Here is a 21,651-nt window from a genome sequence, read left to right as displayed (position 1 = left end):
GGCCCACAGAGGCGTTTTAACGGCCAGTATGGACCATCCTGAGCTTAGGTGTCGCGAGTGTCCTGCAGCGCCTGGTTAATCCAGGCCTCGGCCTGCTTGTTGGCCGCGACGATGGATCTTGGATCACTGCCGGCAGGGTAGATCGCCGGACCGATCATCACCTTGATGGTGCCCGGCTTTTTGCCCCAGCCCTGCTTGGGCCAGTGTGCCCCAGCGTTATGCGCGACCGGAATGATGGGGGCAGCGTTGGCGCAGGCCAGTGCCGCGCCGCCGCGGGAAAACTTGACCTGTTCGCCGGGCAGCTTGCGCGTGCCTTCGGGGAACACCAGAATCCAGATGCCCTCTGCCAGGCGCTGGCCGCCAATACGGGTGAGCTGTTGCAGCGAGTCGCGGGCCTTGCTGCGGTCGATGGCAATCGGCTTGGCCAGTGCAAAGGCCCAGCCAAAAAAGGGCACGTAAAGCAGCTCTTTCTTGATCAGTTGGGTTTGTGGTCGAAACAGTTGGGGCAGAAAGAAGGTTTCCCAGGTGCTTTGGTGATTGGCCAGAATTACCCCGGGTTGATCAGGGATGTTCTCGCGTCCGCTCACTTCATAATCGAGACCGACTATCTGCTTGCTCAGCCAGACCGCGGCGCGCGTCCACCACTCGATGATCACCTTGATGCGCCAGCGGGTGCTGAGAAAAGGCGCAATAAAGACAATCAGCACACACCAGATGCCGGCACTGGACGCCAGCAGAAAATAAAACAGAATGACGCGAAGGCGCATCAGCAAGGACATGGTTCAGGCTTCCAGAAGGTGGTCGGCAACGGCGGCCAGATTATCAAAAATCAGCGTGCCTTCGGGCAACGCCTTGTGTTGTGTGCTCTGGCCTTTGCCGGTACGTACCAGAAAAGGGCTGCAGCCAACGGCGATACCGGCCTGCAGATCGCGCAGGCTATCGCCGACGGTGGGTACGCCAGCCAGATCGGCATGCAGGCCCTGCGCAATTTGATGAAACAAGCCGGGCGCCGGTTTGCGGCAATCACAGCCAACCTCGGGAGAGTGCGGACAATAGCGGATCAGGTCGACCTTGCCACCCTGCCCTGCCACCAGCGCGCGCAGCCGCTCATGCATGCTCTGCAGTGTCGCTTCACTGTAGTAGCCACGCCCGACACCGGATTGGTTGGTGGCCACCGCCACCGTCCAACCGGCCTTGCTCAGGCGCGCAATGGCGTCGATTGAGCCGGGGATGGGGATCCATTCCTCCAGGCTCTTGATGTAGGCGTCGGAGTCCTGGTTGATGACCCCGTCGCGGTCGAGAATGATCAGCTTCATAGCGGCAAGCTCCACACGGCAAGCTACAAGTCAGAGCGGACAGCTTGCCGCTTAGTCTTTGTGGCTGCTTCAACCCAATAGCGAAATGTCAGCAACCCCAAGGAACAGGCCACGCAAGCGTGCCAGCAACGCGTAACGGTTGGCTTTCACGGCAGGGTCCTCGGCGTTCACCAGGACCTGATCGAAGAAAGCGTCTACCGGCTTGCGTAGCGCTGCCAGATGCTCAAGCGTCTGCTGATAACGGCGCTCACTCGCCAGCGGCGCTACGGCCTGCTCAGCGGCTTCTACGGCGCGGGTCAACGTCTGCTCGGCGGCTTCTTGCTGCAGCGTGCGATCGATGGCGCTGGACACCTCACCCTCTGCCTTAGAGAGGATGTTGGACACCCGCTTGTTGGCAGCAGCCAGGGTCTCGGCTTCGGGCAGGCGACGGAAAGCCTGCACGGCCTGCACGCGCTGATCGAAATCCAGTGGCGATAGCGGGCTCACGGCGCGCACCGATTGGTACACGGTGGTGTCGATGCCTTCGTCTTCGTAGCGCGCGCGCAGGCGGTCGAAGATGAAGTCTTGCACCTGGCTGATCAGGCCCTCAGCCTTTACGCGCTCGCCATACTGCTGCACGGCAACCTGCAGGGCTTCATTCAGGTTCAGTTCCAGCTGCTTGTCGATAAGAATGCGCAGCACACCCAACGCGGCGCGACGCAGCGCATAGGGATCTTTCGAGCCGGTGGGCAGCATGCCGATGCCGAAAATGCCGACCAGCGTATCGATCTTGTCGGCCAGTGCTACGGCGGCACCGGTCAGGGTAGTCGGCAGCTCGGCGCCGGCGCCGCGCGGCATGTACTGCTCATTCAGGGCCAGAGCAACGTCTTCAGCCTCGCCGTCGTGCTTGGCGTAGTAATAACCGGCGATGCCCTGCAGCTCGGGGAACTCGCCGACCATTTCGGTCGACAGGTCGCACTTGCTCAGCAGGCCGGCGCGTTGCGCCTTGCTGCTGTCACCACCGATCTGTTCGGCAATGAAACCGGCCAGGTTTGATACCCGCACAGCCTTGTCGTAGACGCTACCCAGCTCGGCTTGAAACACGACGTTGGCGAGCCTGGCGTTGTGGCTTTCCAGCGGCTGTTTCTTGTCCTGCTTGAAGAAGAACTCGGCATCGGTCAGGCGCGGACGCACGACCTTTTCATTGCCTTCGATGATCTGCTGCGGGTCTTTGCTTTCCAGGTTGGCGACGGTGATAAAGCGCGGCAGCAGCTTGCCATTGGCGTCCAGCAGGCAGAAGTACTTCTGGTTATCCTGCATGGTAGAAATCAGTGCCTCCTGTGGCACCTCGAGGAAGCGTTCCTCAAAGCTGCACACCAGCGGCACCGGCCACTCGACCAGCGCGGTCACTTCATCCAGCAGATCCTCCGGTACGATGGCGGTGCCCTGCTGCTCGGCAGCCAGCGCGGCGACGCGCTCGCTGATCAGCTCACGGCGCTCGGCAAAGTCGGAAATCACGTAGGCCTCGCGCAGAGCTTCTGCGTAGGCGGCGGGCGCGTTGATGGTGACGCTGTCGGGGTGATGGAAACGATGTCCGCGCGACTGGTTGCCGGCGGTCTGCGCGAGAATCTCGCAGGGTACTACCTGCTCGCCCAGCAGCATCATCAGCCATTGGGTCGGGCGCACGAACTCGGTCTTGCGATCAGCCCAGCGCATGCGTTTGGGAATCGGCAACGCAGCCAATGCGCTATCGACGATACCAGGCAGCAGATCAGCCGCGGGCTGACCCGGAATGCTCTGTACAAAGCGCAGTTTGGGGCCGCTCTGATCCAGCTCGGCAACGCTCACGCCACACTTGCGGGCAAAGCCTTCGGCTGCTTTGGTCGGGTTGCCGTCGGCATCGAAGGCGGCCTGCACCGGTGGGCCGTCCATTTGATTGCTGCGGTCGGGCTGCTGGGTGGCCAGTTGATCAACCTGGATCGCCAGCCGACGCGGCGCGGCAAAGTAGCGCGCCGCGCTGTATGCCAGGCCAGCTTCGTTCAGGCCCTTCTCCACGCCGGCCAGAAACGCCTCGGCAAGCTTTTTCAGCGCCTTGGGCGGCAGCTCTTCGGTACCCAGTTCAACCAGAAAATCCTGAGCCTGCATCATTCGGCCTCCTTCAGCTTGGCCAGTACTTCATCACGCAATTCGGGGGTGGCCATCGGGAAGCCGAGGCGAGCGCGGGCCAGCAGGTAGCTCTGGGCAATCGCGCGGGACAATGTGCGGACACGGAGAATATAACGCTGACGCTCGGTCACCGAGATGGCGCGGCGAGCATCCAGCAGGTTGAAGGTGTGCGAGGCCTTGATGACCATTTCATAGGCCGGCAGCGGCAGCTCCAGCTCGATCAGCCTATTGGCTTCGCTCTCGTAGAAGTCAAACAGCTCAAACAGCTTGTCGACATTGGCGTGCTCGAAGTTGAAGGTTGATTGCTCTACCTCGTTCTGGTGGAACACGTCGCCGTAAGTGACCTTGCCGAAGGGGCCATCGGAATAGACCAGATCGTAGACCGAATCCACGCCCTGCAGGTACATCGCCAGACGCTCCAGACCGTAGGTAATCTCGCCGGTCACCGGATAGCATTCGACGCCGCCGACCTGCTGGAAATAGGTGAACTGGGTCACTTCCATACCGTTCAACCAGACTTCCCAACCCAGACCCCAGGCGCCGAGTGTGGGCGATTCCCAGTTGTCTTCAACAAAGCGAATGTCGTGTACCAGCGGGTCGACGCCGATGTGGCGCAGCGAGTCGAGGTACAGCTCCTGGATGTTGTCAGGGTTCGGTTTGAGCACCACCTGGAATTGGTAGTAATGCTGCAGGCGGTTGGGGTTCTCGCCATAGCGGCCGTCAGCCGGGCGGCGGCTGGGCTGTACATAAGCGGCGTTCCACTTCTCCGGGCCAACGGCGCGCAGGAAGGTCGCGGTATGGAAGGTGCCGGCGCCCATTTCCATGTCGTAGGGCTGCAGTACCACACACCCCCGCTCTGCCCAGTAGCTCTGTAGGGCAAGGATCAGTCCTTGGAAGGTGTGGACGGCTGGATTGGTCTGAGTCACGTTTTTCACCGGGGTAGGCTGCGAAATAAAGAAAGGCCGAAGTATACATTCAGATAGGGGGCAACATACAGGAAAGCGGCGGATTTGCTGGGGCGAGCGCGCAAATCGGGAGCGCGTTCGCGGCCAGGCAGAGTTGGCCTGGCTAGGCTGCGGCGATTCAGTGGCGTGGCCGCCGGTGCCTTGCCGGCGGGATGCAATGACGCTGACGTACAGGTGATGGGTGCAGCTTAGCCTCGCGCCATCACCCCGGCCCGCTCAATCACATAACCCAGGCTGTTGAAATCGATATTGGCGCCGGAGTTGATGGCCACCAGTACCTGATCGCGGCATTGCTCGCGCCCCACGTACTGCTTGAGACCGGCCACCGCCAGGGCGCCGGAAGGTTCGGTGATGGAGCGGGTATCGTCGTAGATGTCCCGCACGGCGGCGCAGATGGCGTCGTTGCTGACGGTGATCACCTCGTCCACGTAATGGCGGCACACTTCGAAGTTGTTCAAACCGACCTGGGCGACGGCGACGCCATCGGCAAAGCGCCCTACTTTGGGCAAGGTAACGCGTTCACCTGCCGCCAAAGCAGCCTGCAAACAGGCGGACTCTTCCGATTCTACGCCAATGATGCGGACGTCCGGGCGCAGGTATTTCACATAGGCGGAAACGCCCGCGATCAGACTGCCGCCGCCCACCGGGACGAAGATCGCATCCAGCTGGCCGCCCTGCTGCCGCAGAATTTCCACGGCCACCGTGCCCTGTCCGGCGATCACGTCGGGATCGTCGAACGGCGGGATGAAGGTGTAGCCGTACTGCTCGGCCAGTTGCAGGGCATGGGCTAGAGCCGCAGGGAAGGCTTCGCCGTGCAACAGCGCTGTAGCACCACGGGAGCGCACGCCCTCGATCTTGAGCGCCGGGGTGGTGGTGGGCATGACGATCAGCGCCTGGATGCCGAGTTTTTGCGCCGCAAGGGCGACGCCCTGCGCGTGGTTGCCGGCAGACGCGGTGATCACGCCCTTGGCGCGGGCGGTCTCGCTGAGCCGCGCGATCTTGGTATAGGCGCCGCGAATCTTGAAGGAGAACACCGGTTGCAGATCTTCACGCTTGAGCAGCACTTGATTGCCCAGCCGGCCTGATAACCCCGCAGCAGTCTGCAGCGGGGTTTCCACCGCCAGATCGTAGACCGGCGCCGAGAGAATGCGGGTGACCAGCTGTTTCAGGCGCGCGCGGGGTAGGTCGCTCACGCCATCGTCTACCGGTTGGGGTTCGGCGGTCGGTGGCGGTGTGCTGGTGAGGGCGGGTACGGCGGTGTTCATGTTGTCTCCTGAAATCGCTTTGGCCTTGGAGACGTTACAAAAAACCCGCCTCGAAGGCGGGTTTGGGTGCGCACGTAGCTAGCCCGCCGATATGGGAATGGCGGTCATAATCATCTGTGCGCGCAGCTGTGCGGGTTTGTTCATGGGCTTGAATGTAGCCGCTTGCGCTTGGGTGGGTCAAGCGGCATCTTGCGGCGGCTGGCGGGGCTACTCGCGGGGGGCGTTAGGATCAAGCAGATCTTCACTGCCGCGCTGATGTTGATCCTGGGCGATCTGGGCGTCCAGGTCGGGCTTTACGCGCATATCGATAGCGGCGTCTTCGGCGCTTGTTTGCCTGCTGGCCTGCGCGCTGGCTGTCGCCTGCGGGGCGCTGCCGCGTTCGGTAATCTGCACCCGGTAGATGGGCTCAGGCATGTCCATCTCGGCTGCTTCCAGCGCGAGCTTGACCTGACGAATGGCTTCACTCTTGACGCTAACGAAGTCGTGGGAGCGCTGATCTACCCAGGCATGGTAGCGCACCTGCACGTTGGAATCGCCCAGCGCCGTGATATAGGCCCGCGGCGGCGGGGTATCCATCACACCATCGAGGGCATTGAGCTTGTCGGTACCGATGCGCTGGGCGCGCACCAGGTCTTCGTTAACGCCGATGCCCACATCAAAGGCAAAACGGCGGCTGGGGTTGCGCGTGTAGTTGAGCATGACGCTGCTGAACACCAGGGCGTTGGGGATGCGCAGGTGGTTGCCATCCAGGGTCATCAGCACAGTGGCACGCGAGGTCAGCGCCACCACTACCCCTTCATTGCCGTCGATGACTACGTGATCCTTGGGCGCAAAGGGTTGGCGCAGACTCATGAGAATACCGGCAAGGTAGTTCTCCATGGTGTTCTTGAAGGCAAAGCCGAGGGCGACGCCGAGCACCCCGGCGGTGCCCAGGACCGCGCCCACCAGTGCGGTGGCATTCATGATCTCCAATGCGATCAGCACGCCAATCAGCGTCGCCGACCAGCGCACCGTGGTGCGGGTCAGGTCGCGCATGAACGGGTTGCGTGAGGCCACGCGCTCCAGCAGGGCGCGGCGCGATAACCAGCCACCCAACGCCCAGCACAGCCAGACCATGATCAGCGCCAACAGCAGCAGCGGCAAAGCGGCCAGCAGGCTATAGGCCTCCTCCAGCAAACGCTGGATGACCGGGTCCAGATTAAATTGCAGTTGCTCGGCGTTCACCCTTATCTCCTTCGCGGTGTTTTTTGCGTACTCAGTCGCCGCTCGGCGTGAAAATCGCTTCTATCGGCAGGCTGAATACCTGCGCCAGCTTGAAGGCCAGTGGCAGACTGGGATCGTACTTCTCCTGCTCGATCGCATTGATGGTCTGTCGCGATACGCCGATACGGCTGGCCAGTTCGCCCTGAGACCAGCCCTGGGCGCTGCGCAGCTCGCGCAGACGGCTTTTCAACGGTAGCGCCTTACGCCGAGCACACAACCCAGCGCCCACAGGCTGCCCATCAATGGCCAGACATAGAACATGGACAAGCGGGGGAAGCCGGCAGTTTCCAGAAATCCGTAGCTGAAGGTAATCAGCGCGCTGCCTACGAAAGCCAGACCCAGGGCTTCGAGCTGAATGCGCTGCCCCAGCTCATCCATGCGGCGCAATTGTCGCACCACCGCCGTTGCCATCAGGCAGAGAAAGGGTACGGGCAGCAGCGCGAGAGCGATGGAGAGGAAAGCGCCGTGGGGCGTTGTCAGCAGCTGACTGCTGACGACCACACTGAGCAGATAAGCCAGCATGGTCAAACCGAATTGGTAGATAAACCGATACCTGACCATCTTGTGCCCTCCGTTTGAGTGTAAAGCTGACTTTACAGTCTGGGTGATCAATGTCAAGTCATCTTTACAGGGCGGCAAGGTACTCAATCATCACGGGTGAGTACTTCCAGCAGCTCGATCTCGAAGCGCAGATTGGAGTGCGCCTTGATTGGTCCCATGCTGCGCTCTCCATAGGCAAGATGAGAGGGTACGTAGAGTTCGCGCTTGCCACCCACACGCATGCCCATCAGGCCCTGATCCCAGCCCTTGATCACGCGGCCGGTGCCAATCACGCACTGAAAGGGCTTGCCGCGCTGATGCGAGGAGTCGAACACGCTGCCATCGTCCAGGCGGCCGGTGTAATGCACGGTAATCAAGGCGCCTTTGACGCATTCCTTGCCGTCACCGAGTTGAATGTCATTGATTGCCAGTTCATTGCTCATACGCGGTTGCCACCTTGCTGTGGGAAGAAAATGAGGTTGGGAATTCATCCTGCGCAGAGTATAAACGTCGCAGACGCGGTTCTGGAGTCGTCATCAGTCAGGAGTCTGAATTGTGAGTAAACCATCAGCTGCCCCCCTCGCCCGCTGCCAATGGTGCTCGGATGACCCCGTGTATCAGCAATACCACGACGAGGAGTGGGGCGTGCCCTGTCGGGATGCCGAGCAGCTGTTTGAGATGCTGCTGCTGGAAGGCTTTCAGGCTGGCCTGTCGTGGATCACCGTACTACGCAAGCGCGCGCATTACCGGCAGCTGTATCGCGGCTTTGATGCCTCCTTTATGGCCGGCCAGAGCGACGAGCAGCTGCAGGCGCTGCTGCAAAATAGTGGCATCATTCGCAACCGTTTGAAGGTGTATGGCGCTCGGCGCAATGCGCAGGCCTGGCTGGCGCTCAGCGAGCAGCATGAACCGGTCGCCTGGTTATGGCAGTTTGTGGGTGGCCAGCCGCAGATAAATAATTTTGCCAGCCTGAGTGAAATACCGGCACAGACGGCGGCCGCCGCCAACATGAGCAAAGCCTTGAAAAAGGCCGGTTTTACTTTCGTCGGGCCGACCATTTGCTATGCCTTCATGCAGGCCACCGGCATGGTCATGGACCATACCCGCGACTGCCACCGCTTTGCCGTGCTGGGCGGTTCTGCCTAGGGAAACACTAATTAATTCCGCATGCCCTCTGGCGTGCAGGCTGGGCTGCAATCAAGGCGTGATTTCGAAGGCATGTCGGGACCTGTCGAGAAATCACAACGCAGAGTGCGGCCCAGCCTGTACACCCCGTAGGGCGAGCGCTCAAGCATGCATCTGCTGTGTTGCGCTGCTTGCCAATAGAACCACTATTGGTTGCACAGCACGCCTTGCAGCTACATGCTTGATCACTCGCAGAGGGCGTGTGGAATTAATCAGTGCTTCCCTAGTGCCCCTCGCCCAACGCGGCCGTGCCACTTACAATGGGTTTTTGAATTGATGCCGGGGTACATGCAGTGGAGCGGTTGAAAGGCGCATTCATCGTTGGTTTTCTCAAGCTCTTTGCCCTGTTGCCGTTTGCTGCGGCGCAGCGTTTGGGCGCTTTCGTCGGCTGGCTGATGTGGAAGTTGCCTAACCGCTCGCGGGAGGTGACCCGCATCAACCTCAGTCACTGTATGCCCGAACTGAGCAAGACCGAACTGGACGACCTGGTGCGCCGTACCCTGCTCGATACCGGGCGCAGCATGGCTGAAAGCGCGTGTGCCTGGATGTGGTCGCCGCGCAAGACCGTGGGTTTCATCAAGGAAGTGGAAGGGGCTCATCTACTGGACGAGGCCATTGCCGCGGGCAAGGGTGTGGTTGGCATTACCAGCCACCTGGGCAATTGGGAAGTGCTCAATCACTGGTATTGCTCGCACGCCAGCCCGATCATCTTCTACCGGCCGCCGAAGCAGAAAGCGGTGGACGAACTGCTGCAGCGGCAACGCACGCAATTGGGCAACAAGGTAGCGGCCTCTACCCGCGAGGGCATCATCAGCGTCATGCGCGAAGTGCGTCGCGGTGGCGCGGTGGGTATTCCGGCTGACCCGGAACCGGCGCGCAAGAGTGGGCTGTTCGTCCCCTTCTTTGCTACCCAGGCGCTGACCAGCAAGTTTGTGCCCAACCTGCTGCGCGGCAATGACGCCAAAGCGTTGTTCTTCCACTGCCTTCGACTACCCGATAACAGCGGCTTCAAGGTGATTCTCGAAGAGGCGCCCGAGGCACTCTACAGCGCGGACGAACTAACCGCGGTGGCCTGCATGAGCGCGGTGATCGAGGGTTATGTGCGGCGCTGGCCCAGTCAGTACATGTGGAGCATGAAGCGGTTCAAAAAGCGCCCAGAGGGTGAAAAAAGGTGGTATTAAAGCGGTAGCGTCGGCGAGGGTCGGCGGCAGGTGTTTACGCAAACAGGTGACGGTCTCAAGCAAGAAGCTCCGCACCTGCCTCAGGGGGACATGGAGTGAGTAACCAGCGACAACATCCACGCACGCCGATGCGTGCGCAAATCAAAATCTGGCACGCCAGCTTCGGTGAGCTGACGGCGCATACCAAGGATCTGTCCGATGGTGGCGTGTTTGTCGAACACCCGGACATGGCAAGGCTGCAGCCGGGCGACGAAGTGCAGGGCCAGGTGCAGGGTATGCCGTTTGCGGCGCCGGTGCTGCGCATGTCGGTCCAGCGGATCGTTGCTGGCGAAGGCGCCGGCATGCAGTTTCTCGACGAAGACTAAGCCGGCAGCGCCTCAGCGCCGCCAGAACATGGGTGTCAGCAGCACCAGCAGGGTGAAGACTTCGAGACGGCCGAGCAGCATGGCGAAGGCCAGAATCCACTTCACCGAGGCCTCCAGATTGCCGTAGTGCACCGCCACTTCCCCCAGGCCCGGGCCCAGGTTGTTGATGCAGGCAGTCAGCGCCGAGAAAGCGGTAACAAAGTCGAGCCCGGTGCCCAGCAAGATCAGAAACAGCATGGCGAAGGTGAAGACATACACCGCGCAGAACCCCCAGACCGCTTCGACCACCCGATCAGGTACCGGCTTGTGCCCCAGCTTTACCGGGAAGACCCCGTGCGGGTGCAGCAGGCGTTTGGTCTCGCGGGTGCCCTGCTTGTACAGCAGCAGCACGCGGATCACCTTCATGCCGCCGCCGGTAGAGCCTGCGCAAGCGCCGATGAAGCTGGCGTACAGCAGCAGGTAGGGCAATAGCGTGGGCCAGGTAGAGAAGTCGGTCACGCCAAACCCGGTGGTGGTGGCGATCGATACCGTTTCAAAGGCTGCGTAGCGGATCGAGGTCCAGACGTCGTGGTGCTGAAAGTGAATCAGCACAGCGGTACAGGTCACAAAGAGCACGCAGAGAATCAGCACATAGGCGCGGCACTCCGGGTCTTGCCAGTAGTTCTTCAGCGAGCGGAAGCGCCAGGCGAGAAAGTGCAGCGCGAAGTTGATGCCGGAAATCAGCATGAACAGAATGCAGATGGCCTCGATCAGCGGGCTGTTGTAGTAGCCGATGCTGGCATCGTGGGTTGAAAAGCCGCCGATGGCGACGGTAGAAAAGCTGTGGCCAATGGCGTTGAACAGGTCCATACCGGCCGCCCAGTAGGCCAGCGCGCAGGCCAGGGTGAGGCCGGCGTAGATGTACCAGAGCACCTTGGCGGTTTCGGCGATGCGCGGGGTCAGCTTGTTCTCTTTCAGCGGCCCGGGCATCTCGGCGCGGTACAGTTGCATGCCGCCGACGCCCAGCATGGGCAGAATCGCCACCGCCAGCACGATGATCCCCATGCCGCCAAACCACTGCAGTTGCTGGCGGTAGTAGAGCAAAGCGCGCGGCAGGGTATCCAGCCCGGTGATGACAGTGGCACCTGTGGTGGTCAGCCCGGAGAAGGACTCGAATACGGCGTCGGCCACGCTCAGATCGGGCATGTCGAGCAACCACAGCGGCACCGCCCCGAACAGCCCCAGAACCAGCCAGAACAGAACGGTGATCAGGTAACCATCGCGGGTGCGTAACTCGTTACGCTGGCCATGCACCGGATACCAGATCAGCGCGCCGGCTACCATGGTGATGGCAAAGCCGCTGAGAAAGGCGTTCATCGCCGGTTCGTGGTAGTACAGCCCAACGCCCGCCGCCGGCAGCATGCTGGTCGAGAACAGCATCAGCAGAATGCCGATGATGCGTTGGATCTGGGGATACTGCATGCAGCTGGCTACCTCAGAAGAACGTCAGGCCGACCTGGAACAGGCGCTCGACATCGCGAATGTGTTTTTTGTCGATCACGAACAGGATCACGTGGTCGTCCGATTCGATGACCGTAGAGTCATGCGCGATCAACACCTCTTCATCGCGCACGATGGCACCGATGGTGGTGCCCGGCGGCAGGTCGATCTGGCCGATGGATTTGCCGACCACCTTGGAAGAACGCGCATCGCCGTGCGCCACCGCTTCGATCGCCTCGGCAGCACCCCGGCGCAGCGAGTAGACGTTGACGATGTCGCCGCGCCGCACGTGGGTCAACAGGGTACCGATGGTGGTTTGGGACGGCGAAATGGCAATATCGATTTCACCGCCCTGCACCAGGTCAACGTAGGCCGGGTTGTTGATCAGCGTCATTACCTTGCGTGCGCCAAGACGCTTGGCCAGCATCGACGACATGATGTTGGCCTCGTCGTCGTTGGTGACCGCACAGAAGATATCGACCTCTTCGATATTTTCCTCGATCAGCAGCTCGCGGTCCGAGGCGCTGCCGTGCAGCACCACGGCGCGGTCGAGGTTCTGCGACAGGTAGTCAGCGCGGGCCTTGCTGGCCTCGATGATCTTGACCTGATAGCGGCTCTCGATGGCTTCGGCCAGGCGCTCGCCGATGTTGCCGCCGCCAGCGATGATCACCCGCTTGTGGGTTTTCTCCACCCGGCGCAGCTCACTCATGACCGCGCGAATGTCGCGCGTGGCCGCGATGAAGAACACTTCGTCATCCGCTTCGATGATGGTATCGCCCTTGGGAATGATCGGCCGATCCTTGCGGAAGATGGCCGCCACCCGGGTATCCACGCCGGGCATGTGCTGGCGCAGAAAGCGCAGCTCCTGGCCCACCAGCGGCCCACCATAGTAGGCGCGTACCGCTACCAGCTGGGCCTTGCCCTCGGCAAAATCCAGCACCTGCAGCGCGCCTGGATGTTCGATCAGGCGTTTGACGTAGTTGGTCACCACCTGCTCGGGGCTGATGAGTACATCAATAGGCACCGCTTCGTTATGGAATAGGCCACCCCGGGTCAGGTAGGCAGACTCGCGCACGCGGGCGATCTTGGTCGGCGTGCGAAACAGCGTGTAGGCTACCTGGCAGGCGATCATGTTGGTTTCATCGCTGCTGGTCACGGCGATCAGCATGTCGGCATCGTCCGCACCGGCCTGGCGCAGTACTGTCGGGAATGAGCCCTTGCCCTGTACGGTGCGGATGTCGAGACGGTCGCCCAGCTCGCGCAGACGTACCGCGTCGGTGTCGATCACGGTGATGTCGTTGGCTTCGCTGGCCAACTGGGCTGCCAGGCTGCCGCCGACCTGTCCGGCACCGAGGATAATGATCTTCATTGCGCAGTTTCCTTGAGAAGCCTTCCCGGGCTGGCAGACAGCTTGACCAGTTTCGCCAGATAGAACCCGTCGTGTCCATCAGACTGCGGCAACAGTTGGCGGCCACAGAGCTGGGCGACGCCGAAGTCGGCCGCAAAATCCACTGCCCGCGCGCCGGGCTGACGTGCCAGAAAAGCCTCAATCACCTGGGTGTTCTCCTCGGGTAACACAGAGCATGTGGCATAGACCAGAATGCCGCCGACGGCCAAGGTCTGCCAGAGTTGATCCAGCATTTCGCCCTGCAGGCTGGCCAATGCCTTGATATCGGCTGCCGTACGCGTCAGCTTGATATCCGGGTGGCGACGAATCACGCCGGTCGCCGAGCAGGGTGCGTCGAGCAGGATACGCTGGAATGGCGTGCCATCCCACCAGTCTGCCAAGGCGCGAGCATCCGCTGCCTTCAGCGTAGCTGTTAAATGCAGGCGTTCGAGGTTCTCCGCCACCCGCGTGAGCCGCGCGGGCTCCAGGTCCAGAGCTACGACCTCGTGCAACGCGGGCTGTTGCTCCAGTATCTGGCAGGTCTTGCCGCCAGGTGCGCAGCAGGCGTCGAGCACCCGCTGACCCGGCTGCAGTTCGAGCAGCGGCGCTGCCAGCTGGGCCGCTTCATCCTGAACACTGACCAGGCCGTCTGCGAAGCCTGGCAATTGCTGTACGTCACAGGCCTGCGCCAGCTGGATACCCACGGCGCTATATCGGCAGGCGCTCGCCGCGATGCCCGCAGCCTGTAGTTGCTGCAGGTAGTTGTCGCGGTCGGTCTGGCGCAAGTTGATGCGCAGGGTCAGCGGTGGATGCAGGTTATTGGCGCTGGTGATGGCATCGAGTTGATCGGGCCAGGCGCGTTGCAGGCGCTTGAACAGCCAGCCGGGGTGGGAAACGCGCTGCGAGGGTGACTGGTCAACGACGGTTAGCAGCGCTTCGCCTTCGCGTTGCACCCTGCGTAACACCGCATTGAGCATGCCCTTGGCCCAGGGTTTACCCATCTCGGTAGCGGCATCGACCGTAGCGGCGATGGCCGCGTGCGCGGGGACCCGCAAGTAGAGCAGTTGATACAGACCGACCAGCAACAGCGCTTGCAGGTCGAGATCGGCCGCTTTCATGGGCTTGTTGAGCAGGTCGCGGGTCAGCGCGTCCAACCGGGTGTACCAGCGCGCGGTGCCGAAGGCCAGCTCTTGCACCAGCGCATGGTCACGGGGTGGCACGTCCTGTAGCTGCCGGGGCAGGCTGCTGCCCAGCGACGCCTTGCCGGCCATCACTGCAGCCAGTGCGCGGGCGGCGGCCAGGCGTGGGCTCACAGGCCGTTACCCAGTAGCAGGCCAGGGGCAAACTGCTCACGCCGCGCGTTGTACAGATCGCTGAAGGCCAGTGGCTTGCCGCCAGGCAATTGCAGGCGAGTCAGCAATAATGCGCCGTCACCGCAGGCGACCAGCAGCCCTTCCTTGCTGCAGACCAGTACTTCGCCCGGCGCGCCTTTACCGGGTGCAGGTTGTGCGGCCCAGACCTTGAGCGGTTTGCCGTCGAGGCTGGCATGCGCCAGCGGCCAGGGGTTGAAGGCACGAATCAGGCAATCCAGTTCACCTGCCGGGCGTTGCCAGTCCAGTGCGGCGGCCTGCTTGTTGAGCTTGTGCGCGTAGGTCGCCAGGCTATCGTCCTGCACGTCGCCGCCAAGCGTGCCCTTGGCCAGCCCGTCGATGGCCAGCAGCACTGCCGGTGGCCCGAGCTCGGCCAGACGATCATGCAGGCTGCCACCAGTGTCTTGCGCGCTGATCGGGGTGTTCACCTTGAGCAACATGGGGCCGGTATCCAGTCCGGCTTCCATTTGCATGACGGTGACGCCCGATTCACGATCCCCCGCTTCAATTGCCCGTTGTATCGGCGCCGCGCCGCGCCAGCGCGGCAGCAATGAGGCATGGCTGTTGATGCAGCCCAGCCGCGGGATGTCGAGCACCGCTTGCGGCAGTATCAGGCCATAGGCGACCACCACCATCAGGTCTGGCTGCAAGGCGGCCAGTTCGGCCTGAGTCTCGGCGCTACGCAGTTTCTCTGGCTGATAGACCGGCAGATCATGTTGCAAGGCAAGCTGCTTGACGGCACTCATGGCCAGTTTGTGGCCGCGGCCGGCGGGTCGGTCAGGCTGGGTATAGACGCCAACAATGTTCATGCCGGCGTCGATCAGGGCCTGCAGGTGGGCGGCGGCGAACTCCGGCGTACCGGCAAACAGGATGCGCAGATCGGTCGACTTCATGTGATTCCGTAAAGAAAAGGCTTGCCGAAGCAAGCCTTGATGATCAGGTCGGTATCAGGCGCTGGCCTGACTGCGATGCATTTTTTCCAGCTTCTTGCGAATCCGGTCACGCTTGAGGTTGGACAGGTAATCGACAAACAGCTTGCCGTTGAGGTGGTCGCATTCGTGCTGAATACACACCGCCAGCAGGCCTTCGTACACCTCATCGAAAGCATTGCCGTCGCGGTCCAGGGCCTTGACGCGAACCCGCTCTGGGCGAGTCACGTTTTCATAGAAGCCAGGCACCGACAGACAGCCCTCCTGCATCTCTTCCAGGTCCTCGGTCAGCGGCTCTAGCTCGGGGTTGATGAAGACCTTCGGCTCGCTGCGATCTTCGGACAGATCAATCACCACAACACGCTCGTGGACATTCACCTGCGTCGCTGCCAGGCCAATGCCCGGCGCGTCGTACATGGTCTCGAACATGTCGTTGACCAGCTGCTTGATGCGGGCGTCCACGGCAGCTACCGGTTTGGCGATAGTACGCAGCCGTGGGTCGGGAAATTCAAGTATGTTCAGTATGGCCATATCGGTTTGTGATGCTTTATGTGGAACAAATCTAATTTGTGCTGCTAAGATGATGAGCAGCTTGGAATAAAGCGGGTCTAGCGTGTGGGAGCACGTGCCAGGCCTAAGTGCTGGCCTCTATAATAAAGGGATTCGTGTCATGAGGAAAACATTACTCGGCCTCCTGTTGCTCGCAGCGAGCGTTTGGGTACAGGCTCAAGAGCCTGTTTTTAAGGAAAATCACCCAGATACATACACGGTGGTTAGGGGAGACACACTTTGGGACATTTCTGGACGGTTCCTCAATTTGCCATGGAAGTGGCCGGAAATCTGGCACGCCAACCCGCAAATCGATAACCCTCACCTCATCTATCCCGGCGATATCATTTCGCTGGTGTACATTGATGGGCAGCCCCGTTTGATGGTCAACCGTGGTAATGGCGGCAAGATCAAGCTGTCTCCGCAGGCGCGCGTGCGGCCAATCGCCGAAGCGATTCCCAGCATTCCGCTGGAAGCCATCAACTCCTTCCTGCGTGCCGGTCGGATCATCAACGACCCGTCGGAAATCGAAAACGCCCCTTACGTGGTGGGCGGCGCAGCTGAAAGCGTGGTTGCCGGTGCCGGCAGCAAGGTCTATGCCCGTGGCGATTTCTCCGCCAACGCGCCAGCCTATGAAATCTACCGTCGCGGCAAGGCTTACACCAATCCTGAAACCGGCGAGCTGCTGGGGATTCACTTGCAGGAAGTGGGCAACGGCAATGTGGCGGCCGTCAATGACGACATCGCAACGCTGAACATTACCCGCAGCCGTCAGGAAATTCTGGTCGATGATCGCCTGCTGGAGTCGGAAGAGCGCTCGGTCGCTTCTACCTTCTTCCCCAGCGAGCCGAGCCAGGAAATCAATGGCGTGATCATGGATGTGCCTAACGGCGTCACGCAGATTGGTCAGTATGACGTGGTGCTGCTCGACAAGGGCGCGCGCGAAGGGCTGATCGAAGGCAACGTACTGGCCATCTACAAGACCGGCGAGATCGTGCGTGACCGTGTGCAGAACGAGCGCATCCAGCTGCCAGCCGAACGTGCCGGCCTGCTGATGGTGTTCCGTGTGTACGACAAGATGAGTTACGGCATCGTACTGAACGCGACCCGCCAGATGGCGATTCTCGATCAGGTACGCAACCCCTGAGTTGAACGCTGTTCAAGGCCGCCGGAAGGCGGCCTTGTTGTTTCTGTAGATCAAGGATGATCCATGTTCCCCGACCTGTCCGACTCGCGGCAGGCCTGGTTGGCGCTGACGCTGCTTGATGGCGTTGGCCCCCGCTTTATCCAGCGTCTGTTGCAGGAATTTCCTTCCCCCCGGCACTTTCTCTCGGCTGACATCGCCGCGCTGCGTGCGTTGGGCATTGCTCCACGCATACTCGACAGCCTGGCGGCGCTACGCCGACGCGATCCTGCCCTGCTCGCCCGTATTGAGCAGGTGCTGGAATGGCAGGCGCAGCCGGGTCAGCAGATACTCTACCGCGACGAGCCGAACTACCCCGACGCCCTGCGGCAGATCGCTGACCCGCCCGCGCTGCTGTTTGTGCGCGGCGATCCGGCTGCGCTGCACGACCCGCAGATTGCCATGGTGGGTACGCGCCATCCCAGCCCACTGGGTGCGGAAACCGCGCATGCCTTCGCGCGCGAATTTACCCGTAGTGGCTTGACCGTCACCAGCGGCATGGCGCTGGGCATTGATGGCGCCTGTCATCGCGGCGCGCTGGCGGCTGCCGGGCAGACGGTGGCCGTCTGGGGCACCGGGCTGGATCGCTGCTATCCGGCGCGGCACCGCAAACTGGCCGAGCAGATCGTCGAGCAGGGCGGCGCGCTGGTATCGGAGATGTGGCCCGAGATGGGCCCCCAGCCTGGGCAGTTTCCACGCCGCAACCGCATTATCAGCGGCTTGTCGCTCGGGACCCTGGTGGTTGAGGCCAGCCTCAACAGTGGTTCGCTGATCACCGCGCGGTTGGCGCTGGAGCAGAATCGCGAAGTCTTTGCCATGCCGGGCTCCATTCATAATGTGCAGGCGCGGGGTTGCCATCGCCTGCTACGCGAAGGCGCCTGCCTGGTGGAGAGCGTGCAGGATGTGCTGGATGTGTTGCAGCTGCCACTGCTGAGTGCGCTGCAAAGCGACGCCGAGCCAACACGCGAGCCGAGCACTCCGCTGTGGCGCTGGCTGGGTTTTGAGCCAGTGAGCCCGGACTGGTTGGCGCAGCACAGTGGCATGCCAATTCCGCAGGTGATGCAGACGCTGCTGGAGCTTGAACTCGATGGCCTGGTGCTGAACAGCGCGCAGGGTTTTTGCCGCGCTCGGCCTTGAGCCAGCGCCCGGGCTCGGCTACTGTCGCAGGCATCGACTCCGTTGAGGAAATTCCATGCTGGCACACTGGCGCACTACCCGTCTCAACTCATTGCTGCAGGCTGGCGGCGTCATTGCCTATCCGACCGAGGCCGTCTGGGGGCTGGGCTGCAATCCCTGGATAGGCGCGGCGGTTGAACGGCTGTTGCTGATCAAGCAGCGGCCGGTGGCCAAGGGACTGATTCTGGTAGCCGGCGATATCGAGCAGTTCGACTTTCTGCTCTGGGATCTGCCAGACGCCCATCTGGCCAAGTTGCGCTTGTCCTGGCCGGGCGCGAACACCTGGCTGGTGCCGCATCAGGGTCGCCTGCCGGCCTGGATTACTGGCCAGCATGACACCGTGGCACTGCGGGTCAGCACGCATCCGGTAATACGCCAGCTGTGTGCGGCAGCCGGCCCGCTGGTGTCTACCTCGGCGAATCCCGCTGGCCGCCCTTCTGCGCGCTCGCGCCTGCGTGTGGAGCAGTATTTCCATGGCGAGCTGGATGCCGTGGTGCCGGGTGCATTGGGTGAACAGCGCAATCCCAGTATCATTCGTGATCTGCGTACTGAAAAAGTCATCCGGGCGTCCTGAAGGGCCGCCTGCCAGAAAGAGAGAAGCCGCTTGAAACACGATCTGCCTACCGCTGCCGATGTGGCTGCGGTCAAAGAGTATCTGATGGGCCTGCAGGATCGCATCTGCGCCGCATTGGAAGCGTCTGACGGCCAGGCCCGGTTTGCCGAGGACAGCTGGCAGCGCCCGGGCGGCGGCGGCGGGCGCTCGCGCATTATCGAAAACGGCGGTTTGCTGGAGAAAGGCGGGGTGGGCTTCTCCCATGTATTTGGTGACGGCATGCCGCCTTCGGCCACCGCGCACCGCCCGGAATTGGCTGGCCGGCACTTTCAGGCCATGGGCGTTTCGCTGGTGATGCACCCGGAGAACCCCTTTGTGCCGACCTCGCACGCCAATGTGCGGTTTTTCATCGCCGAGAAAGACGGCGCCGACCCGGTGTGGTGGTTTGGCGGTGGCTTTGATCTGACGCCCTATTACGCCAACGACGAAGACTGTGTGCACTGGCACCGGGTGGCCCGCGACGCCTGTGCGCCCTTTGGTGATGACGTGTACCCACGCTACAAGAAGTGGTGTGATGAGTACTTCTACCTCAAGCACCGGGGTGAAGCACGGGGCATTGGCGGCTTGTTTTTCGATGACCTGAACGACTGGGGATTTGAGCGCAGCTTTGCCTTCCAGCGTGCCATTGGGGATGCTTTTCTCGAGGCCTATCTGCCCATCATCGAACGCCGCCGTGCGCAGGCGTTCGATGCGCAGCAAAAAGCCTTTCAGGAGTATCGCCGCGGTCGCTACGTGGAGTTCAACCTGGTCTACGACCGCGGCACGCTATTCGGGCTGCAGACCGGCGGGCGCACCGAGTCGATCCTGATGTCGTTGCCGCCCACGGTGCGCTGGGGCTACAACTGGCAGCCCGAGCCTGGTAGCCCGGAAGCGCTGCTGGCAGAGCAGTACCTGACGCCGCGTGACTGGCTGGCGGGAGAGCATTGATGGACCAGTACGCCGTAGTCGGCAACCCGATAGAGCACAGCAAGTCGCCGTTGATTCATGCGCTGTTCGCCGAGCAGACCGGCCAGCAGCTGGAATACGGCAAGTTGCTGGCACCCTTGGACGGCTTTGAAGCCAGCGTGCGCGACTTTCTGCGTACCGGCCTAGGGGTCAATGTGACCGTGCCCTTCAAGGAGCAGGCCTGGGCGCTGGTCGACGCGCATTCGGCCGCCGCCGAGCGTGCTGGCGCGGTGAACACCATCCTGCGCCGCGAGGACGGCAGCCTGCTGGGTGATAACACGGACGGCAAAGGCCTGGTGCGCGATATTCAGGTCAACGCCGGCCTCTCGCTGGCCGGCCTGAATGTGCTGCTGGTCGGCGCCGGTGGCGCCGCGCGCGGCGTGATCCAGCCGTTGCTGGCCGCCGGCCCGGCGCACCTGTGCGTGATCAACCGTACCGTCAGCAAGGCGGAAGAGCTGGCCGCGCTCTTTGTCGATCAGGGGCCAATCGCTGCCGCCGGGTTGCAATGGCTGGTGGAGCCGGTTGATCTGATCATTAACGCCACCTCGGCCAGTCTGGCCGGTGATGTGCCACCGATGCCGCACAGCCTGATCAAACCGGGGCATACCTGGTGCTACGACATGATGTACAGCAACGGTGAAACGGCCTTCAACCAATGGGCGCGTAAACACGGTGCGGCGCGCTGCATCGATGGTCTGGGCATGCTGGTTGAACAAGCTGCTGAAGCCTTTGCCCTGTGGCGCGGCGTGCGGCCCGACACCGCACCGGTGCTGACGCGTCTGCGCCAAGCCTGACTCAGACGGTGCGCCAGGGCAGCGCCGGTGCCGCCAGCGGCTGCCCATCGTGGCCCGGCACGCGGCCAAAGCGCGGGTCGCCGGCCTGCCAATCGCGCCAGGCCTGGGCAATCTGCGGTTTGCTGTAGCCAACGAAGTTCCAGAACATCAGAATCTCGTCGGCAAAGGGCTCGCCGCCCAGCAGGATAGCGCGGCAGCCGGGCGACATCTGCAGTTTTAGCGCCTCATGACCGCTGCCGAAATAAGCCAGCTGATTCTCGCTGAAGACTTCGGTGCCGATACTCAACTCGCCTTCGAGCAGCAGAATGCCGTGCTCAAACTGTGGGTTCAGCTCCAGCTGCAAGGCGCCGCCCTGGGGGCTAGCCAGGTCAATCGCCAACAGCGGGGAATGCACCTGTACCGGTGACGTCTGCCCGGCGTGGCACCCCACCAGCAGCGTGTGCTCGGTTCCCTGCGCGTGCCAGCGCGGTAGCTCGGGGTAATGGGCAAAGTCCGGCGCGCAGTCCCCCAGCGCCTTTGGCAGCGCTATCCACAGCTGTGCAGCGTGCAGGCGATCGCTACTGGCTAGCGAGTCTTCGGTGTGGGTTATGCCGCGCCCGGCGGTCATCAGGTTGACTTCGCTGGGGCGGATGATCTGCTCGTTACCCAGGCTGTCGCGGTGCAGCACCTCGCCTTCAATCATCCAGGTGAAGGTCTGCAGGCAGGTGTGCGGATGCGCCCCCACGTGCATGCCCTCGCCGGCGGCAAAGTGCGCGGGACCGGCGTGGTCGAGAAAGCACCAGGCGCCAATGAGCCGCCGCTGGCGGGTCGGCAGCACCCGGTTGACCGGCAGGGTGCCGCCAATCTCGGCACTGCGCGCGGTGATCTTCTGCACGCCTGGCGCGCTGTCGGCGCACACGGCGGATGAGGACAGCTTGCAGTCAACGTCCTGGTTGCTCATCACGCGTCTCCTCGGTGTCTAAAGCTAGTTATGCTGCTCTTCAGTATGACCGCTGCGAGGC

General features: G+C 62.0%; 22 protein-coding genes and 1 pseudogene. 8 read left to right on the top strand and 15 right to left on the bottom strand.

Annotated features, from left to right (window positions below):
* Positions 1-44 precede the first annotated feature (44 nt).
* The 9 genes and pseudogenes from BLU26_RS11955 to BLU26_RS11915 form a co-directional block, all read right to left on the bottom strand.
* Complete coding sequence (locus BLU26_RS11955; RefSeq protein WP_092286960.1) at positions 45-779, bottom strand: lysophospholipid acyltransferase family protein; 735 nt, start codon at positions 777-779, stop codon at positions 45-47.
* Positions 780-782: 3 nt separating this feature from the next.
* Positions 783-1,316, bottom strand: a complete 534-nt coding sequence (gmhB, locus tag BLU26_RS11950; protein ID WP_092286958.1) for a D-glycero-beta-D-manno-heptose 1,7-bisphosphate 7-phosphatase — start codon at positions 1,314-1,316, stop codon at positions 783-785.
* Between the two features lie 69 nt (positions 1,317-1,385).
* Entirely contained in the window at positions 1,386-3,440 is a 2,055-nt protein-coding gene (gene glyS, locus BLU26_RS11945; RefSeq protein ID WP_092288470.1) for a glycine--tRNA ligase subunit beta, read from the bottom strand.
* Positions 3,440-4,387: a glycine--tRNA ligase subunit alpha gene (glyQ, locus tag BLU26_RS11940; protein ID WP_092288469.1), complete on the bottom strand. Its 948-nt coding sequence runs from the start codon at positions 4,385-4,387 to the stop codon at positions 3,440-3,442. Before glyQ ends, glyS begins: the two co-directional genes overlap by 1 nt.
* Positions 4,388-4,635: 248 nt before the next feature.
* Positions 4,636-5,691, bottom strand: a pseudogene (gene ilvA / locus BLU26_RS11935) (threonine ammonia-lyase, biosynthetic); the annotation flags it as partial.
* A 207-nt stretch (positions 5,692-5,898) separates the two neighbouring features.
* A complete protein-coding gene (locus tag BLU26_RS11930; RefSeq protein WP_092286954.1) occupies positions 5,899-6,915 on the bottom strand; it encodes a mechanosensitive ion channel family protein in 1,017 nt (338 codons plus the stop codon).
* A 31-nt stretch (positions 6,916-6,946) separates the two neighbouring features.
* On the bottom strand, positions 6,947-7,144 hold the full coding sequence (locus BLU26_RS11925) for a helix-turn-helix transcriptional regulator (RefSeq protein ID WP_092286952.1): 198 nt from the start codon (positions 7,142-7,144) through the stop codon (positions 6,947-6,949).
* On the bottom strand, positions 7,141-7,515 hold the full coding sequence (locus BLU26_RS11920; protein ID WP_092286950.1) for a hypothetical protein: 375 nt from the start codon (positions 7,513-7,515) through the stop codon (positions 7,141-7,143). The genes BLU26_RS11925 and BLU26_RS11920 overlap by 4 nt, the downstream gene beginning before the upstream one ends.
* A gap of 83 nt (positions 7,516-7,598) precedes the next feature.
* Entirely contained in the window at positions 7,599-7,937 is a 339-nt protein-coding gene (locus BLU26_RS11915) for an FKBP-type peptidyl-prolyl cis-trans isomerase (protein WP_092286948.1), read from the bottom strand.
* A gap of 112 nt (positions 7,938-8,049) precedes the next feature.
* On the opposite strand from BLU26_RS11915, the gene BLU26_RS11910 reads away from it, so the two are divergent.
* From BLU26_RS11910 to BLU26_RS11900, 3 genes are all read left to right on the top strand, one after another.
* Positions 8,050-8,640: a DNA-3-methyladenine glycosylase I gene (locus BLU26_RS11910; RefSeq protein WP_092286946.1), complete on the top strand. Its 591-nt coding sequence runs from the start codon at positions 8,050-8,052 to the stop codon at positions 8,638-8,640.
* 332 nt (positions 8,641-8,972) lie between these two features.
* Positions 8,973-9,860, top strand: a complete 888-nt coding sequence (locus BLU26_RS11905; protein WP_092286944.1) for a lysophospholipid acyltransferase — start codon at positions 8,973-8,975, stop codon at positions 9,858-9,860.
* Between the two features lie 95 nt (positions 9,861-9,955).
* Positions 9,956-10,225, top strand: a complete 270-nt coding sequence (locus BLU26_RS11900) for a PilZ domain-containing protein (protein ID WP_092286942.1) — start codon at positions 9,956-9,958, stop codon at positions 10,223-10,225.
* 12 nt (positions 10,226-10,237) lie between these two features.
* Here BLU26_RS11900 and BLU26_RS11895 read toward each other — a convergent pair whose 3' ends face one another.
* The 5 genes from BLU26_RS11895 to def form a co-directional block, all read right to left on the bottom strand.
* Complete coding sequence (locus BLU26_RS11895) at positions 10,238-11,686, bottom strand: TrkH family potassium uptake protein (protein ID WP_092286940.1); 1,449 nt, start codon at positions 11,684-11,686, stop codon at positions 10,238-10,240.
* A gap of 13 nt (positions 11,687-11,699) precedes the next feature.
* Positions 11,700-13,073 (bottom strand): Trk system potassium transporter TrkA, encoded by a 1,374-nt coding sequence (gene trkA / locus BLU26_RS11890; RefSeq protein ID WP_092286938.1) that lies wholly within the window; start codon positions 13,071-13,073, stop codon positions 11,700-11,702.
* Positions 13,070-14,404: a 16S rRNA (cytosine(967)-C(5))-methyltransferase RsmB gene (gene rsmB / locus BLU26_RS11885; RefSeq protein ID WP_092286936.1), complete on the bottom strand. Its 1,335-nt coding sequence runs from the start codon at positions 14,402-14,404 to the stop codon at positions 13,070-13,072. Before rsmB ends, trkA begins: the two co-directional genes overlap by 4 nt.
* Positions 14,401-15,339, bottom strand: coding sequence for a methionyl-tRNA formyltransferase (gene fmt / locus BLU26_RS11880; protein ID WP_231702067.1), 939 nt, complete (start codon positions 15,337-15,339; stop codon positions 14,401-14,403). Before fmt ends, rsmB begins: the two co-directional genes overlap by 4 nt.
* Before the next feature lie 69 nt (positions 15,340-15,408).
* Positions 15,409-15,921: a peptide deformylase gene (gene def / locus BLU26_RS11875; RefSeq protein WP_092286932.1), complete on the bottom strand. Its 513-nt coding sequence runs from the start codon at positions 15,919-15,921 to the stop codon at positions 15,409-15,411.
* 139 nt (positions 15,922-16,060) lie between these two features.
* Between def and BLU26_RS11870 the strand changes: the two genes are divergently transcribed.
* From BLU26_RS11870 to aroE, 5 genes are all read left to right on the top strand, one after another.
* A complete protein-coding gene (locus BLU26_RS11870) occupies positions 16,061-17,086 on the top strand; it encodes a LysM peptidoglycan-binding domain-containing protein (RefSeq protein ID WP_092286930.1) in 1,026 nt (341 codons plus the stop codon).
* 63 nt (positions 17,087-17,149) lie between these two features.
* A complete protein-coding gene (gene dprA, locus BLU26_RS11865) occupies positions 17,150-18,259 on the top strand; it encodes a DNA-processing protein DprA (protein WP_092286928.1) in 1,110 nt (369 codons plus the stop codon).
* A 55-nt stretch (positions 18,260-18,314) separates the two neighbouring features.
* Positions 18,315-18,872 carry an L-threonylcarbamoyladenylate synthase gene (locus tag BLU26_RS11860; protein WP_092286926.1) on the top strand — a complete coding sequence of 186 codons (558 nt, stop codon included), beginning with the start codon at positions 18,315-18,317 and terminating at the stop codon, positions 18,870-18,872.
* A gap of 84 nt (positions 18,873-18,956) precedes the next feature.
* Positions 18,957-19,838: an oxygen-dependent coproporphyrinogen oxidase gene (gene hemF, locus BLU26_RS11855; RefSeq protein ID WP_231702066.1), complete on the top strand. Its 882-nt coding sequence runs from the start codon at positions 18,957-18,959 to the stop codon at positions 19,836-19,838.
* Positions 19,838-20,650: a shikimate dehydrogenase gene (gene aroE, locus BLU26_RS11850; protein WP_092286924.1), complete on the top strand. Its 813-nt coding sequence runs from the start codon at positions 19,838-19,840 to the stop codon at positions 20,648-20,650. Before hemF ends, aroE begins: the two co-directional genes overlap by 1 nt.
* A gap of 1 nt (position 20,651) precedes the next feature.
* Here aroE and BLU26_RS11845 read toward each other — a convergent pair whose 3' ends face one another.
* Positions 20,652-21,590, bottom strand: coding sequence for a pirin family protein (locus BLU26_RS11845; RefSeq protein WP_092286922.1), 939 nt, complete (start codon positions 21,588-21,590; stop codon positions 20,652-20,654).
* Positions 21,591-21,651: the final 61 nt, after the last annotated feature.

The organism is Halopseudomonas sabulinigri (genome assembly GCF_900105255.1).
Taxonomy (GTDB): domain Bacteria; phylum Pseudomonadota; class Gammaproteobacteria; order Pseudomonadales; family Pseudomonadaceae; genus Halopseudomonas; species Halopseudomonas sabulinigri.
The sequence above is the reverse complement of the archived record's forward strand: the minus strand, read 5'-3'. Positions and strand labels throughout refer to the sequence as shown.